Origin of the sequence: Xanthomonas sp. NCPPB 1128 (assembly GCF_001043115.1) — a bacterium.
GTDB lineage: Bacteria > Pseudomonadota > Gammaproteobacteria > Xanthomonadales > Xanthomonadaceae > Xanthomonas_A.
This window is the reverse complement of the sequence record NZ_LFME01000002.1, coordinates 180222-194764: the sequence shown is the minus strand read 5'-3', so window position 1 is coordinate 194764 and position 14543 is coordinate 180222. Positions and strand designations below refer to the sequence as shown.

General features: G+C 70.7%; 13 protein-coding genes. 7 read left to right on the top strand and 6 right to left on the bottom strand.

The genetic code is table 11. The features are described from left to right. Position 1: 1 nt before the first annotated feature. Genes ACP93_RS02910 through ACP93_RS02900 form a run of 3 tightly spaced genes read left to right on the top strand, consistent with a single transcriptional unit; the run spans position 2 to position 1154 of the window. The gene (locus ACP93_RS02910; protein ID WP_048489281.1) at positions 2 to 505 is read left to right on the top strand and encodes a Na+/H+ antiporter subunit E; all 504 of its coding nucleotides are present in this window, start codon (positions 2 to 4) and stop codon (positions 503 to 505) included. Further along, positions 502 to 786, top strand: a complete 285-nt coding sequence (locus ACP93_RS02905; protein WP_010341381.1) for a K+/H+ antiporter subunit F — start codon at positions 502 to 504, stop codon at positions 784 to 786. Before ACP93_RS02910 ends, ACP93_RS02905 begins: the two co-directional genes overlap by 4 nt. Next, positions 783 to 1154, top strand: a complete 372-nt coding sequence (locus ACP93_RS02900; RefSeq protein ID WP_048489280.1) for a Na+/H+ antiporter subunit G — start codon at positions 783 to 785, stop codon at positions 1152 to 1154. The genes ACP93_RS02905 and ACP93_RS02900 overlap by 4 nt, the downstream gene beginning before the upstream one ends. Before the next feature lie 135 nt (positions 1155 to 1289). Here the strand turns inward: ACP93_RS02900 and ACP93_RS02895 are convergent, their stop codons facing one another. Then, the gene (locus ACP93_RS02895) at positions 1290 to 2240 is read right to left on the bottom strand and encodes a calcium/sodium antiporter (protein WP_048489279.1); all 951 of its coding nucleotides are present in this window, start codon (positions 2238 to 2240) and stop codon (positions 1290 to 1292) included. 206 nt (positions 2241 to 2446) lie between these two features. On the opposite strand from ACP93_RS02895, the gene ACP93_RS02890 reads away from it, so the two are divergent. The 3 genes from ACP93_RS02890 to fhuE all read left to right on the top strand — a co-directional run bounded on the left by ACP93_RS02890 (position 2447) and on the right by fhuE (position 6661). Then, a complete protein-coding gene (locus tag ACP93_RS02890) occupies positions 2447 to 3544 on the top strand; it encodes a catalase family peroxidase (protein WP_048489278.1) in 1098 nt (365 codons plus the stop codon). Next, a complete protein-coding gene (locus ACP93_RS02885; protein WP_048489277.1) occupies positions 3541 to 4119 on the top strand; it encodes a cytochrome b in 579 nt (192 codons plus the stop codon). Before ACP93_RS02890 ends, ACP93_RS02885 begins: the two co-directional genes overlap by 4 nt. A 385-nt stretch (positions 4120 to 4504) precedes the next feature. Next, positions 4505 to 6661, top strand: coding sequence for a ferric-rhodotorulic acid/ferric-coprogen receptor FhuE (gene fhuE, locus ACP93_RS02880; protein WP_048489377.1), 2157 nt, complete (start codon positions 4505 to 4507; stop codon positions 6659 to 6661). Here the strand turns inward: fhuE and ACP93_RS02875 are convergent. The 5 genes from ACP93_RS02875 to ACP93_RS02855 form a co-directional block, all read right to left on the bottom strand. Further along, positions 6645 to 8366, bottom strand: a complete 1722-nt coding sequence (locus ACP93_RS02875; protein ID WP_048489276.1) for a sensor domain-containing diguanylate cyclase — start codon at positions 8364 to 8366, stop codon at positions 6645 to 6647. The two genes, fhuE and ACP93_RS02875, sit on opposite strands and share 17 nt — an antisense overlap. A gap of 103 nt (positions 8367 to 8469) precedes the next feature. After that, entirely contained in the window at positions 8470 to 9072 is a 603-nt protein-coding gene (locus tag ACP93_RS02870) for a response regulator transcription factor (protein ID WP_026143841.1), read from the bottom strand. A 52-nt stretch (positions 9073 to 9124) separates the two neighbouring features. Continuing rightward, entirely contained in the window at positions 9125 to 10327 is a 1203-nt protein-coding gene (locus tag ACP93_RS02865) for a sensor histidine kinase (RefSeq protein WP_048489376.1), read from the bottom strand. Between the two features lie 100 nt (positions 10328 to 10427). Next, positions 10428 to 11213: an ABC transporter permease gene (locus tag ACP93_RS02860; protein WP_048489275.1), complete on the bottom strand. Its 786-nt coding sequence runs from the start codon at positions 11211 to 11213 to the stop codon at positions 10428 to 10430. Next, on the bottom strand, positions 11210 to 12112 hold the full coding sequence (locus ACP93_RS02855) for an ABC transporter ATP-binding protein (RefSeq protein ID WP_048489274.1): 903 nt from the start codon (positions 12110 to 12112) through the stop codon (positions 11210 to 11212). Before ACP93_RS02855 ends, ACP93_RS02860 begins: the two co-directional genes overlap by 4 nt. Positions 12113 to 12363: 251 nt before the next feature. On the opposite strand from ACP93_RS02855, the gene ACP93_RS02850 reads away from it, so the two are divergent. Further along, positions 12364 to 13611 carry an efflux RND transporter periplasmic adaptor subunit gene (locus ACP93_RS02850; protein WP_048489273.1) on the top strand — a complete coding sequence of 416 codons (1248 nt, stop codon included), beginning with the start codon at positions 12364 to 12366 and terminating at the stop codon, positions 13609 to 13611. Positions 13612 to 14543 lie beyond the last annotated feature (932 nt).

Below are 14543 nucleotides of genomic sequence, written 5' to 3'. Positions count from 1 at the left end.
CATGTCCGCCCGTCCCTGGTCGCGCCGCCTGTTCCCGTCCTGGCCGCTGAGCATCACCGTCACCGCGTTCTGGCTGCTGATGAGCGACAGCTTCAGTCTCGGCCAGTTGCTGCTGGGCGCGGTGCTGGGCGTGGCGGTGCCGCTGTTCGCCGCGCGCCTGGATCGCGAGTTCGCGCGCATCGGCTCGCTGCGCTCGGTGCCGAAGATGCTGTGCGTGGCGGCCTGGGACATCGTGCGCTCCAACGTGGTGGTGGCGCTGCAGGTGCTAGGCCCGGAGAAACGCATCCACCCCGGCTTCATCTGGGTGCCGCTGGACATCGCCAACATCCACGGCATCGCCGCGCTGACCAGCATGATCACCCTGACCCCGGGCACGGTGTCGGCGGCGCTGTCGGACGACCGCAAGTACCTGCTGGTGCACGTGCTGCACCTGGACGATGCCGAGACCGTGATCCGGCAGATCAAGACGCGCTACGAGGCGCCGTTGATGGAGATCTTCCCATGACCAGCCACATGTTCATCGAGACCACGATCGTCGTGTGCATGCACGTGGTGGCGCTGGCGATGCTGCTGGCGCTGTGGCGGCTGCTGCGCGGGCCGACCGTGCCCGACCGCATCCTGGCGCTGGACACGCTGTCGGTGACCGCGATCGCCGAACTGATGCTGTTCGGCATGTACCTGGATTCGCCGGTGTACTTCGAGGCGGCGCTGATCATCGCCATGCTCGGTTTCGGCAGCACCGTGGTGCTGAGCAAGTACGTGCTGCGCCGGGACATCGTCGAATGATCGGCGTGCTGCAGGTCGTGCTGTCGCTGCTGCTGATCGTCGGCTGCTTCTTCATCCTGATCGGCGCGCTGGGGCTGGTGAAGCTGTCGGACTTCTTCAAGCGCCTGCATGCCCCGACCAAGGCCAGCACGCTGGGCGTGGGCTGCGTGCTGCTGGCCTCGGTCGGCTATCACCTGTTCCTGGGCCAGGATCCGCAGCCGCGCGAACTGCTGATCACCGCGTTCCTGTTCATCACCGCGCCGATCAGCGCGCACATGATGGCCAAGGCAGCGCTGTCGCTGATGCTGGAGCAACGCCCGCAGGTGCCGGGCAGCGACCACGCCGACCAGGAAGGGCTGCCGCCGCCGGAGCAGCCGGAGGAGCGCTGAGCGCGCAGGTCTGCGTAGGAGCGGCTTTAGCCGCGACAGGCTTTACCGGGAACGCCCGTCGCGGCTAAAGCCGCTCCTACGACTGAAGCCAGCCGCTTTTTCGAATCCCCACTCCCGAATCCCCACTCCCGGCACTCAGGCCACCAACGCCAGCTCCAACCCCACCCACGCCAGGAACGCCAACAGCAGCACCGCGCCCTCGCCGCGGCTCAGGCGCATATCGCCGCGCAGCATCGGGTACAGCACCACCGCCAGCGCGATCGCCGCGGGCAGTTCCAGGCGCACGAACGAGGCCGGCAACGGCAGCGGCCGCAGCGCTGCCATGCCGCCGATCACCACCAGCAGATTGAACAGGCTCGCGCCCAGCACGTGGCCGACCACCATGTCGCCCTGGCCACGGCGTGCTGCGGCCACCGCGGCGGCGGCTTCGGGCAGCGCGGTGCCGATCGCCACCGGCAGCAGGCCCACCAGCAGCGGCGACAGACCCCAGGCCGCGCCCAGCCGCGGCGCATGCGCCACCACCAGGTTGGCGCCAGCGTTCAACAGCACGATGGCGATCAGCAGGCGCAGCAGGTTCAGCACCAGCCCGGTGCGGGTCACCGCATAGCCGGACACCCCGAGCTGGCGCGCGGCCGGCTCGTGGCGTGCGCGCAGCAACAGGAACGCGACCACGCCGACAAAGGCCAGCAGCAGCACCACGCCTTCGGCGCGCGAGATCGCCCCATCCAGGCCGAAGCCGATCAGCGCAAGCGTTGCCAGGGTCAGCAGCACCAGCAGCGGCGGCAACAGGCGGGTGCGCAGCAGCAGCGGCGCCGCCAGCGCGGCCAGGCCCAGGGTCAGGCCGAGATTGGCCAGGTTGCTGCCGACCGCGTTGCCCAGCGCCAGGTCCTGCGCGCCGACTGCGTAGGCACGCGCATTGACCGCCAGTTCCGGCAGCGAGGTGCCGAAGGCCACCAGCAACAACCCGGCCACGAACGGCGAGGCACCGCAGCGCTGGGCCAGGCCGGAGGCCGCCTTCACGATCGAGTCCCCACCCAGCGCCAGGAACGCCAGCCCCAACACGACCCAGCCGATCGCACCCGCCATCGTCGACTCCCTGCCCCAAGATGCGGCGATTCTATGCGCAGCGCCGATGACGCCGCCGTGGTCGTGCCGGCTGCGACGGCGCAGCGCGAAGGCCAGCCAGCACGCGCACCGCGACGACTGCACCACGTTCATGCCCGAGCGTGTCTGCTAGCGCCTGCCACGCGCCCGACCACGCCCCTCCCTCGCCGCCGCCACAGGAGCCGCCCATGTCCCGTCCCGATCCCACGCCGCCCCCCCGGCGGCCCTGGCTGGCGCTGGCCGGCATCGCCGCGATCGCCGCCGTACTCGCCGCCGCCTTCGCCTGGAGCGCCGGCTGGCTGGGCGGCCCGCAGCGGCTGACCGCGCAGCGCATGACCGACGCCATCGAAGCCGGTGGCCCGCCGCATCCGGGCTTTCGCCGTGCGCACAGCAAGGGCGTGTGCGTCAGCGGCCATTTCGAGGGCAACGGCCAGGGCAGCGCGCTGTCCTCGGCGCGGGTGTTCGCGCAATCCTCGGTGCCGGTGCTGGGCCGGCTGTCGATCGGCGGCGGCGACCCGCATGGCGCCGACGGTGCCGCCCGCGTGCGCAGCATGGCGCTGCAGTTGCGCAGCGACGACGGCCAGGAATGGCGCACGGCGATGAACAGCTTCCCGTTCTTCGTGGTCGCCAGCCCCGAGGGCTTCATGGCGCAGACGCTGGCCGCGCGGCCGGATCCGGCCACCGGCAAGCCGGACCCGGCGAAGATGGCGGCGTTCCTGCAGCGCTACCCGGAGGCGAAGAAGTTCCAGGAGTGGGCCAAGACCGCGCCGTGGTCGGACAGCTGGGCCAACACCCAGTACAACGGCGTCAACGCGTTCCGCTTCACCGCCGCCGACGGCAGCACGCATGCGGTGCGCTGGTCGATGCGGCCGCAGACCCCGTTCGCGCCGTTGTCGGCCGAGCAACGCGCCAAGGCCGATGCCGACTTCCTCAGCGAAGACCTGCAGGCGCGGCTGGCGCGCGGGCCGCTGCGCTGGGACCTGGTGCTGACCGTGGCCGCGCCCGGCGACCCGGTCGACGACCCGTCGCAGCCGTTGCCGCAGGACCGTCAGCAGGTGGTCGCCGGCACCCTGGTGCTGGACCATGCCGAACCGCAGGCCACCGGGCCGTGCCGCGACCTCAACTACGATCCGCTGATCCTGCCGCACGGCATCGCCGCCTCCGACGATCCGATCCTGGCCGCGCGCTCGGCGGTGTACTCGCAGTCCTTCAACCGCCGCGAGCGCGAGATCGCCCGCGGCCAGGCGCCCGACGCCACCGGGAAGCCACACGGAGGTGCGCAATGAACCGCGACGACCGCTCCGCCCACTTCAACCTGCTCGCGCGCGTGCTGCACTGGCTGATGGCGGCGATGATCCTGACCATGCTGTTCGTCGGCGTTGGCATGGTCGCCTCGGTGTCGCAGCGGCCCTGGCTGCTGGACCTGCACCGCCCGCTGGGCATCGCGATCCTGTTACTGGTGCTGGTGCGGCTGGGCAACCGCCTGCTGCATCGGCCGCCGCCGCTGCCGGCCGACCTGCCGCGCTGGCAGCAGGCCGCCGCACACGCCTCGCACTGGCTGTTGTACGCGCTGATGCTGGCGATGCCGCTGCTGGGCTGGTCGATGCTCTCGGCCGGCGGCTACCCGATCGTGCTGTGGCCGGGCGTGCAGTTGCCGCCGATCGCGCCGCACAGCCCGGCGCTGTACGCCTGGCTGCGCAGCGCGCACGGCTGGCTGGCCTACCTGCTGTTCGCCACGGTGCTGGCGCACCTGTGCGCGGCGCTGTTCCATGCCTGGGTACGCCGCGACGGCGTGTTCTCGAGCATGGCACGCGGCGCGGCGACGCCGGTCGCCCCGGCTGCGCCGCGCGACCAGGCGTAGTCCACCCATACACGCAGGCGGGACCGCGCGAGCGCTGCCGGCTGCGCACGCACACACCGCCGCCGCGCCGGCCCCGCTCGCGCGCATCGGCCGGCGCGGTCCTATCTCCGGGCCGCGCCAGGCGTTTGTGTCGGCGCCGACATGGCCGCGGCCCCAGCCCGCCGTTACACTTGTCGGCGGACGAGCGCGCTCGTCCGCCCGTGTTGTTCCCGCGCACCGGTTGCCTCCATGGCGATCCGGCACCGCGGCCGCGCCAGCCAGCGCCGTTGTTCCGCAGCCCGCCACGCCGGCCTGCGAGCCCACGCGCCAAGCCAGCTCACCCTCGACGTCGTCCGGCGCTGCATTCGCGCCGGCGATGGCCCTGCCTGCTGCCTTGGAGTCCGCGATGTCCCGTATTGCCCCCGCCTGTCGTTTTCCGCGCCGTTCGGCCCTGGCCGTGGCCTGCCTGCTGGCCGCCGTGCCTGCCTTCGCGGCGCCAGCCGCCGCCGACAGCGCCGAGGACACCGAACGCGACGTCACCACCCTCGACAAGATCAGCGTCAAGGGCGAGCGCGCCGAGGGCTACAGCGTGCGCAAGACCAGCGCCGGCACCCGCTTCGAGCTGGCGCCGCGGGAGATCCCGCAGTCGGTGAGCATCATCAGCCACCAGCGCATCGAGGATCAGGGCCTGGACGACATCATCGACGTGCTGGAGAACACCACCGGCGTGTCCAGCACGCGCTCGGACAGCGAGCGCTTCGAGTTCTACGCGCGCGGCTTCTACATCGACAACTACCAGTTCGACGGCATCCCGACCACGATGGTGCAGAACTGGAGCTACGGCGATTCGGCGCTGGACCTTGCGCTGTACGACCGCGTGGAAGTGGTGCGCGGCGCCACCGGCCTGCTGACCGGTGCCGGCAACCCGTCGGCCTCGGTCAACCTGATCCGCAAGCACGCCGATAGCGCCGAACTGACCGGCAGCGTCACCGTCAGCGCCGGCAGCTGGGGCCGCACGCGCTCCACGGTCGACGTCACCACCCCGCTCAACGCCAGCGGCACGGTGCGCGCGCGGGTGATCGGCAGCTACCTGGACACCGATTCGTACGTGCAGCGATACAGCCAGCGCAAAGCGCTGGGCTATGCGGTGATCGATGCCGACCTGACCCCGGACACGCAACTGAGCGTGGGCTACGACTACCAGAACAAGCAGTCCGACGGCGTCACGTGGGGCGGCTTTCCGCTGTGGTACGCCGACGGCAGCCGCACCGACTACCCGCGCTGGTTCAACCCGGCCGCGGACTGGACGTTCTGGGACACCACCAGCAAGCGCGCCTTCGCCACCCTGCAGCACGCCTTCGGCAATGGCTGGCAACTCAAGCTCAACGCCACCCACGACCAGACCGACGTCACCGACAAGCTGTTCTACCCGTACTACACGATCTACGGCTTCGACCGGCAGACCGGCGCCGGCGTGGTGCCGTATTCGGGCTACTACATCACCGGGCGCAAGGTCGACGGCCTGGATGCCTACGCCGAAGGCCCGTTCCAGTTGGGCGGACGCGAACACGAACTGATGGCCGGAGTCAGCTACAACCGCCGCCGCTACGTGAACACCGGCGCGTTCGACTTCCCCGGGCCACTGCCCAGCTACCTGGGCTGGACCGGCGCGTACCCGGAGCCGGCCTGGTCGCCGATCAGCGAGTTCAGCCGCGGCACCGTCACCCAGAAGGCCGGCTATGCGGCGGCACGGCTGTCGCTGGCCGATCCGCTGAAGCTGATCGTGGGCGCGCGCTACACCGACTGGAAGGTGGACGGCAGCGAGAGCGGGGCGGGCTATGTCCTGCATCAGGAGAAGACCACGCCCTATGCCGGCCTGGTGTACACGCTCGACGACGTCTGGTCGGTCTACGCCAGCTACACCGACATCTTCCAGCCGCAGACCGCGCGCACCGCCAGCGGCGCCTACCTGGACCCGGTGATCGGCAAGAGCTACGAGGCCGGCATCAAGGGCGCCTGGTTCGACGACCGCCTCAACGCCGCGCTGTCGGTGTTCCGCATCGACCAGGACAACGTCGCCCAGGCCACCAGCGGATTCGTGCAGGGCACCACCGAGACCGCCTACGTCGCGGCGCAGGGCACGGTCAGCCGCGGTTTCGAACTGGAACTCAACGGCGAGCTGGCGCCGGGCTGGAACGCCACCTTCGGCGCGGCGCGCTACGTCGCCAAGGACGTCGCCGGCGCCGACATCAACAGCCAGCTGCCGCAGACCACGCTCAAGCTCTACAGCAGCTACACCCCGCGCAGCCTGAGCGACTTGACCGTCGGCGGCGGCGTCAACTGGCAGAACCGCATCTACTACGTCGATGCCACCTATGGCCGTTTCGAACAGAGCGGCTACGCGCTGGTCAGCGCCTTCGCGCGCTACCGCCTGTCGTCGGCGTTCTCGGTGCAGCTCAACCTCAACAACCTGCTGGACAAGCGCTACTACGCGCAGATCTACGGCTACGGCGCCTGGGGCGAACCGCGCAGCGGCACGCTCAGCTTCAGCTGGTCGTTCTGAGCAGGCGAACGCCGGGGTCCGTCTCGGCGCGCAATGGCGCGTCGCCGGCGGCGGCGACGCGGTTGCGGCCGCTGCGCTTGCCGCGGTACAGCGCCGCATCCGCGCAGCGCAGCAGTTCCGCGGTGCTGCGCCCGTGGTCGGGATAGGCGGCCACGCCGATCGACACGGTCACCGGCGGCAGTGTCTGGCCCTGGTGCTGCACCTGCAGCGCCGCCACCGCGGCGCGGATCTGCTCGGCGCGGCGCTTCGCCACCTCGGCACTGGCGCCGGGCAGGATCACCGTGAATTCTTCCCCGCCGTAGCGGCAGGCGATGTCCTCCGGCCGCACCAGCCCGGCCAGCAACTGGCCGAATGCCGCCAGCAAGGCATCGCCACCGGCATGGCCGAGGCGGTCGTTGAGCGCCTTGAAGTGGTCCAGATCCAGCATCATCAGCGCCAGCGGCTGGTCGCGACGCTCGCAGCGGGCCAGCTCGCGCAGCAGCGATTCTTCCAGGTAGCGGCGGTTGTACAGCCCGGTCAGCGGATCGCGGATCGATTGCGTGCGCAGGCGCTGGCGCAACTGCAGGTTGTGCAACGCCATCGCCAGTTGCTCGGCCACCACCTCGACCAGGTGCAGGCGCTCCAGCACGGTCGGATCGCGGCTGGACAGATGGATCAGGCCCAGCGGTTCGCCCTGCACCATCATCGGGACGCAGGTGCCATGCCGCGCGCCGCCGGCGGCGTGCGCGCAGGCCGGTGCCTCGCCCGGCCGCTGGATCTGGGTGGCGCGGCGGCGCAGCCCTTCGCAGCCGCTCAGCGACAGCGCCGGCGCGCATACCGCATCCTCGCCCCAGTGGGCGACGCAAATGGCCTGCTCGCCCGCCGCGTCGGTGCAGTACACGCTGCAGCCGGCAGTGCCGAGCAGGCGCTCCAGCGCCTGCCGCGCGACCTCCACCGCCTCGTCCTGCTGCACGCAACTCTGCAGCCCGCGGCTGCAGCGGTTGAGCGTGCGCAGATCCTGTTCGGTGCGCTGCATCTGCTGCACGGTGCCCACCAGCAGCGCATTGGCATGGTGGCCGCGCTGCTCGGCCTGGCTGCGGCGGCCGATCTCGCGGCGCAGCAGCAGGTACAGGCACAGGGTCAGCGCGCACACCGCGGGGATGCCGACCACCGCCAGCCGGCGCAACAGGTCGGCGTTGGCGGCGGTGGAGCGGGCGCTGCTGGCCAGCGCCGCGCGCTCGCTGCGCACCATGCGGTCGGTGTTGCGGCGGATCGCCTGCGACATCTCGCGGCCCAGGCGCGCGCGCACCGGATCCGGCTTGCGCGCCCCCACCGCCTTGCCCTCGAAGCGGGCCACCGCATGCGCGCTGTCGCGCATGCGCGTCTGGATCTGGGCCTGCACCTGCTGCAGCCGTTGCTGCTGGGCCGGGTTGCCCTGCAGCAGCACGGCCAGTTGCTGCAGCCGCGGCGGCAGCGCGCGCTGGCACGCCTGGAAGTCGGCCAGGTGTTCGCGACTGTCCAGCAGCAGGAAGCCGCGCAGCGAGGCATCGCAGTCGGCGAGGTTGAGCTGCAGGCCGTTGATCTCGGCGATGACCTGATGGCTGCGCTGCACGGCAGCCGCATCGGCGAGGAAGCGTTCGCTGCCCACCAGCACCCCGCCGCTGATGCCCAACAGCAGCAGCAGGGCCAGCGGCACGCCATAGCGGTTGATCGTGGTGGAGGGCATGGCGTCGGCCAGTGGGTGGAAGGAAGGCCGCGCGCGCCCCGCACTGCGCTGCGCAGTCAAGCGCAGGGAGCCATGCAAGTTTCAGGCCGAACCGCGCGCCGCGTCACAGCCAGCCCTTCTGCCGGGCCAGCCGCGCCGCCTCGATGCGGTTGCCGACGCCGAGCTTGCCGATCGCCTCGGACAGGTAATTGCGCACCGTGCCCGACGACAGACCCAACTGCGTGGCGATGTCGCCGGCCGAGGCGCCCTCGCCGGCCAGGCGCAGCACCTGGCGCTCGCGGTCGTTGAGCGGGTCAGCCTCGGACCAGGCTTCCAGCGCCAGCTCCGGATCGATCGCGCGGCCGCCGCGGTGCACCTGGCGGATCGCCTCGATCAGCCGCTGCGGGGGCGCATCCTTGAGCAGATAACCGCCGACCCCGGCGTCCAGCGCGCGGCGCAGGAAGCCAGGGCGGGCGAAGGTGGTGACGATGATGACGCGCACCGGCAACTGCTGGCGCTGGATGCGCTGGGCCAGTTCCAGGCCGCTGAGGCCGGGCATTTCGATATCGGTGACCAGCAGGTCCGGCGCATGCGCCTGCAGCGCGCGCCAGGCGGCCTCGCCGTCGGCCGCGCTGGCGACCAGGTCGAGATCCGCTTCCAGGCCCAGCAGTGCGCCCAGCGCACCGCGCACCATCGCCTGGTCCTCCGCCAGCACTAAACGAATCACGGCACCCCCCGGTCCTTGTCGGCCCATTGTAGTGCCCGGGCCAGGCCGGCGCTCAGCCGAGCGCGGCGTCCTGGTCCGCCGGCGTGGGCATCCGCGTCGCCGCTGCGGCCTCCGGCACGACGGCCGCCTCGACCCGCGGCAACGGCGCGGCGGCGACCAGGCAGGTGCCCAGGCCGCGCTCGGAGGCGATGCGCAGGCTGCCGCCCACCGCCTCCAGCCGCTCGCGCATGCTGCTCAGCCCGGTGCCCGGCTGCAGCGCCCCGCCGCGGCCGTCGTCGCGCAGTTCCAGCAGGGCCTGGCCGCGTTCGCACCACAACCGCAGCTGCGCGTTGCGGGCGGACGCATGCCGCTGGATGTTGGTGGCGGCCTCGCGCAGCACCAGCGCGAACACCGTTTCCAGCTGCGGGCACGGCGGCAACGCCTCGACCTGGTAACGGAAGGTCACCCCCGACGACTCCAGCAGCAGTTTGGCCGAGGCGAGCTCCGCCGCCAGCTGCGCCGCGCGGATGCCGCTGACCGCGCGCCGCACCTGGCTCAGCGCCTCGCGGGCAACCTGGCCCACTTCCTCCATCTCGCGCTGCGCCGCGGCCGCATCGTGGGCGAGCAGGCGCGTGGCCAGGTCCGACTTCAGCGCCACCAGCGACAGGGTGTGGCCGAGCAGGTCGTGCAGGTCGCGGCCGATGCGCTCGCGCTCGGCCACCGCCGCCAGGCGCCGCACTTCCTCGTGACTCAGGCGCAGTTGCGCCTCGCCGCGCGCACGGCGCTCGAAACTGATGTTCATCAGCCCCACCGACAGGCCGATCACCACCGCACTGACCATGTACAGCGGCGACCAGCCGCGCAGCGTCCAGGCCAGCGCGAACAAGGCCAGCAACGCCAGCATCGCCGCCACCGCGCGCATCGGCTCCAGGCAGAACGCCAGGAAGGCGCAGGCATAGATGATGTAGCACTGCGCACCGGGGTTGTACGGCAACAGCAGCAACGCCAGCGCCGCCATGCCGGCCACGCACCAGGGCAGGTAGCGCCGGTGGCGGTAATAGGCCACGTAGTACAAGGCGAGGAACACCGCATAGCTGGCCAGCGTCGGCGCGACCCAGTTGCGGAAGTAATGCGGTTCGTACAGCGGGGTGACGAACAGCCAGATCGACCACACCAGCGACAGCCATACGAACCAGTGGGTGCTGGACTTGGCCGAGCTCCAGCCGATGCGGCGGGCGATCAGCGAGTCGGGCGAGGCGTGCAGCAAGGCGATCACGTCGGGCTCCCAGGGCGGCACGGCCGCCGCGGCGCATAGCTTAGCGAAGGCGCCGCCACGCGGGATTGCGCGGCGGCACCGGGATCGGCGCGGCGCGCCATCAGCCGCGGCGCAGGCGCCGCTGCGCCAGCGCGTAGAACACCACGGTCACCGCCAGCAGCGCGGCGACATGGCCGGCACTGCCACGGCGGTCGTCCTGCCCGACCACCTGTAGCGCGAGCTGGCCCAGGTGGTAGGACGGCCACAGCGGCGCCAGTGTGGTCAGCCACGCCGGCAGCATCCGCAGCGGGATCCACAGCCCCGACAGGAACGCCATCGGCAGGTAGATCAGGTTGACCAGCGCCGGCGCGCCGCTGCCGCCGGCATAGGCGCCCAGCGCCAGCCCGATCGCGCAGAACGGCAACGTGCCCAGCACGTCCACCAGCAGCAGCCAGATCCGCTGGCCCGGGGTCAGCACGACCCCGCCGAGCAGCGCGGCCAGCGCCTGCAGCAGCACCCCGATCGCCAGGGCGAACAGCATCGCCAGCGCGGTGCGCGCCAGCAGCAGCGCCAGCGGCGGCACCGGCATCGCGCGCTTGAGCGCCAACAGCCCGCGTTCGCGGTCCAGCGCCAGGCCGACCCCGAACCCGAACAGGGCCGGCGCCATCACCCCGAACACGCTGTAGCTGGCCATCAGGTACACCGCCGCGTCGTGGCGCCCATGATTGAGCAGCACCCCGAACAGCAGGTAGAACAGCGGCGGGAACAGCAGCGTCGGCACGGCGAACGAGGGCGTGCGCAGCCAGCGCAGCACCTCGTAGCGGATCTCGCGCAGCAGCAGCGCGACCTGGTCGCGCAACGACCAGGCGGCCGCCGGCGGAGCAACGGAAACATCGATCCGGTTCATGCGGCCTCCGCACGGGTGATGGCGAGAAAGGCGTCGGCGAGGCCGGCGCGGCGGACTTCCAGCGCCTGCAGCGCCGGATCGCTGGCGAGCAGCCGCGCGACCACCGGCTCGGCCGGCTCGGCGACCACCTCCAGCACGCCGTCGCGGGTGTCGGCGCGGCGCACCTGCGGCCATTGCGCCACTTGCGCCGCCGGCAGCGCGCTGCGGCAGCGGATGGTGCATTGCTCGAAGCGCGCCCGCAGCTCGGCGACGCTGCCCTCGGCGATCAGCGTGCCGCGCTGCAGCACCGCCACCCGGTCGGCCAGCGCCTCGGCCTCTTCCAGATAGTGCGTGGTCAGCAGCACCGCGCAGCCGTCGGCGACCAGTTCGCGGATCGCCCGCCACAGGCCCTGCCGCGCCTCGATGTCCAGGCCGGTGCTGGGCTCGTCCAGAAACAGCACCCGCGGCCGCCCGCAGATCGCCATCGCGAACTGCACGCGCCGCTGCTGGCCGCCGGACAACTGGCCGTAGCGGCGCGCCATCAGCCCGTCCAGCCCGGCCAGCGCCACGCAGTCGGCGACGCTGCGCGGCTGCGGGTAGTAACCGCGCGCCTGCAGCAGCAGTTCGCCCACGCGCAGCGTCTCCGGCAACCCGGCGGTCTGCAGCATCGCCCCGGCCTGGCGTCGCGCCGCCAGCGCCCGCGGATCCTGCCCGCACAGGCGCACGCTGCCGGCGTCGGGCGTCTGCAGCCCGAGCAGCAGGCTCACCGCCGTGCTCTTGCCGGCGCCGTTGGCGCCCAGCAACGCCAGCAACTGGCCGCGGCGCAGCTGCAGGTCGACCCCGTCCAGCGCGACCAGCGCCCCATAGCGCTTGTGGACGCCGCTGAGCTGCGCCAGCGGCAACGCATCGTGGTCAGGCATGGACAACTCCAGTGATGGCAGGGAGTGCCTAGGCTGCGCCGCGGCGGGGACGGCGCCCAGTGCGGCGCGTCAACTGCATCGAATGACATCTGTCACTGGCAGCCCCGGCACGATTGCCGCATGCTGCGATCCACGCCGAGGGGCGGCGTTCTCCCGCTACAGCGCATCGCAGAAAGTGACTTCCGGCCATGCCCAGGGCAACCGGCGGCTCGCACACTGCAGCGCGCCGACCGTTTTCGTTCAAGGACACGATGAGTACTTCCTCCGACCTGCTCAAGGAACTCCGTATCGACCGCAAGGCGCCGCCGAGCGAGCCGCCGTCGCGGCGCGGGCTGTGGATCGCCGTGGTGCTGCTGGTGGTGCTGCTCGCCCTGGGTGCCGGCGCCTGGCTGCTGTTCGGCCGCAGCAAGCCGCTGGAGGTGCGCACCGCCGCGGTAGTGGCGATCGCCCCCGGCAGCAGCAGCGCCTCGGTGCTGGATGCCAGCGGCTACGTGGTGGCGCGGCGCATGGCCACGGTGTCGGCCAAGATCACCGGCAAGGTCCGCGAGGTGCGCATCGAGGAAGGCATGCGCGTCGAGCAGGGCCAGGTGATGGCGACGCTGGACCCGATCGACGCCAACGCGCAGCGGGTGCTGTCGGCCTCGCAACTGGATGCGGCGCGCAGCCTGGTCGCCAACATGCAGGCACAGGTGCGCCAGGCCGATGCCGATGCGCAGCGCCTGCAGACCCTGGCCGGCCAGCAACTGGTCTCGCGTTCGCAGTACGAGCAGGCAGTGGCGCAGCGCGACGCCCTGCGCGCGCAGTTGCAGAACGCGCAGCGCAACGTCGCGGTGGCCGGCAACCAGCTGTCGATCTCCGATCTCAACGTCGACAACACCATCGTGCGTGCGCCGTTCTCCGGTGTGGTCACCGCCAAGGCGGCGCAGCCGGGCGAGATCGTCTCGCCGCTGTCGGCCGGCGGCGGCTTCACCCGCACCGGCATCGGCACCATCGTCGACATGGAGTCGCTGGAGATCGAGGTCGAGGTGGGCGAGTCCTACATCGGCCGGGTCAAGCCGGGCATGCCGGTGGAAGCCGTGCTCAATGCGTATCCGGACTGGAAGATCCCGGCCGAGGTGATCGCGATCATCCCCTCCGCCGACCGCGGCAAGGCCACGGTGAAGGTGCGCGTGGCGCTGAAGCAGAAGGACGCGCGGATCGTGCCGGAGATGGGTGTACGGGTCAGCTTCCTGGAAGCGCCGCAGCCGCAGGCGCAGAACACGCCGCAGGGCGTGCGGGTGCCGGGCGCGGCGATCGTCAAGCGCGCCGGCCAGGACGTGGCATTCGCGGTCAAGGAGGACAACACGGTCGAACAGCGCGCGCTGAAGACAGGCATCGCATTGGGCGACGACCGCCAGGTGCTGTCCGGCCTGGCCGCAGGCGACACGGTGGTCCTGGATCCGCCGGAGGCTTTGCATGCCGGCATGCAGGTAAAGATGGCGGAGGCCGCGGCACAGTAGCGAAGCACGATGGTGTGCTGCGCATTGCGTCAGCACCCGATGTCGCACTCGAAGGGGGGCACTTTCCAACGGCGTCCCACCGCAGCCACACCGTTCTAGCTCCAGTCCATGCAGTTGCTGTTGCAGTCCTTGCGTTTGTGCTTTGGCGATCTTTTCGGCGCAGTCTCCACGAGAAGGCGGCCACCCGAGTGACGCTCCCTGCTCCTGCTCCTGCTGTTGCTGTTGCTGTTGCTGTTGTTTGTAGCTGTTGCTCTTGCTTTTGCTCTACCGGGTTCCCTTCCGCAGCGGCGGATGGATCGGGGAAAAACCCGAAGGGCGGCGCACATGGATGTGCGCCGTTCGCGGCAGGGGCAGGATGCCCCTTCCGCGAATCCCCGGTGCATCCGCGGACCCGGAGCGCGTAGCGCGGAGGGCGCAAGGCAGGGCGCGCTTTCTTTTGGTTACCTTTTCTTTGCGCGAGCAAAGAAAAGTAACTCGCCCGAAAGGGCGAAAGCCTTTGCTCCAAGCTTTGGTGTCAGATGAGAAAAACTGTGGGAGCGGCGTTAGCCGCGACAAACGTAATTGGTCATGTCTGTCGCGGCTAACGCCGCTCCTACGATCCAGCGGCCGCCGCAGTAGCAGCAAGTGCAAGAGCAATTGCAAGAGCAAAGCTTTCGCCTTGCGGCGAGTTACTTTTCTTTGCTTGTGCAAAGAAAAGTAACCAAAAGAAAGCACACCCTGCCTTCGCGCCCTCCGCGCTGCGCGCTCCGGGTCCGCGTCCAGCCCGGGGATCCGCGGAAGGGGCATCCTGCCCCTGCCGCGGACGGCGTACATCCATGTACGCCGCCCTTCGGGTTTTTCCCCGCGCTGGCCGCCGCTTCGGAAGGGAACCCGACAAGTCAAAAGCAAGAACAACGGCAACGGCAGAAGCAACAGCAAAAGCAAAAGCAAAA

Bases quoted from the DNA above. Each gene is read 5' to 3' on its own strand.
- ACP93_RS02910 (WP_048489281.1), top strand. From the start codon at position 2: ATGTCCGCCCGTCCCTGGTCGCGCCGCCTGTTCCCGTCCTGGCCGCTG.
- ACP93_RS02905 (WP_010341381.1), top strand. From the start codon at position 502: ATGACCAGCCACATGTTCATCGAGACCACGATCGTCGTGTGCATGCAC.
- ACP93_RS02900 (WP_048489280.1), top strand. From the start codon at position 783: ATGATCGGCGTGCTGCAGGTCGTGCTGTCGCTGCTGCTGATCGTCGGC.
- ACP93_RS02895 (WP_048489279.1), bottom strand. From the start codon at position 2,240: ATGGCGGGTGCGATCGGCTGGGTCGTGTTGGGGCTGGCGTTCCTGGCG.
- ACP93_RS02890 (WP_048489278.1), top strand. From the start codon at position 2,447: ATGTCCCGTCCCGATCCCACGCCGCCCCCCCGGCGGCCCTGGCTGGCG.
- ACP93_RS02885 (WP_048489277.1), top strand. From the start codon at position 3,541: ATGAACCGCGACGACCGCTCCGCCCACTTCAACCTGCTCGCGCGCGTG.
- fhuE (WP_048489377.1), top strand. From the start codon at position 4,505: ATGTCCCGTATTGCCCCCGCCTGTCGTTTTCCGCGCCGTTCGGCCCTG.
- ACP93_RS02875 (WP_048489276.1), bottom strand. From the start codon at position 8,366: ATGCCCTCCACCACGATCAACCGCTATGGCGTGCCGCTGGCCCTGCTG.
- ACP93_RS02860 (WP_048489275.1), bottom strand. From the start codon at position 11,213: ATGAACCGGATCGATGTTTCCGTTGCTCCGCCGGCGGCCGCCTGGTCG.
- ACP93_RS02855 (WP_048489274.1), bottom strand. From the start codon at position 12,112: ATGCCTGACCACGATGCGTTGCCGCTGGCGCAGCTCAGCGGCGTCCAC.
- ACP93_RS02850 (WP_048489273.1), top strand. From the start codon at position 12,364: ATGAGTACTTCCTCCGACCTGCTCAAGGAACTCCGTATCGACCGCAAG.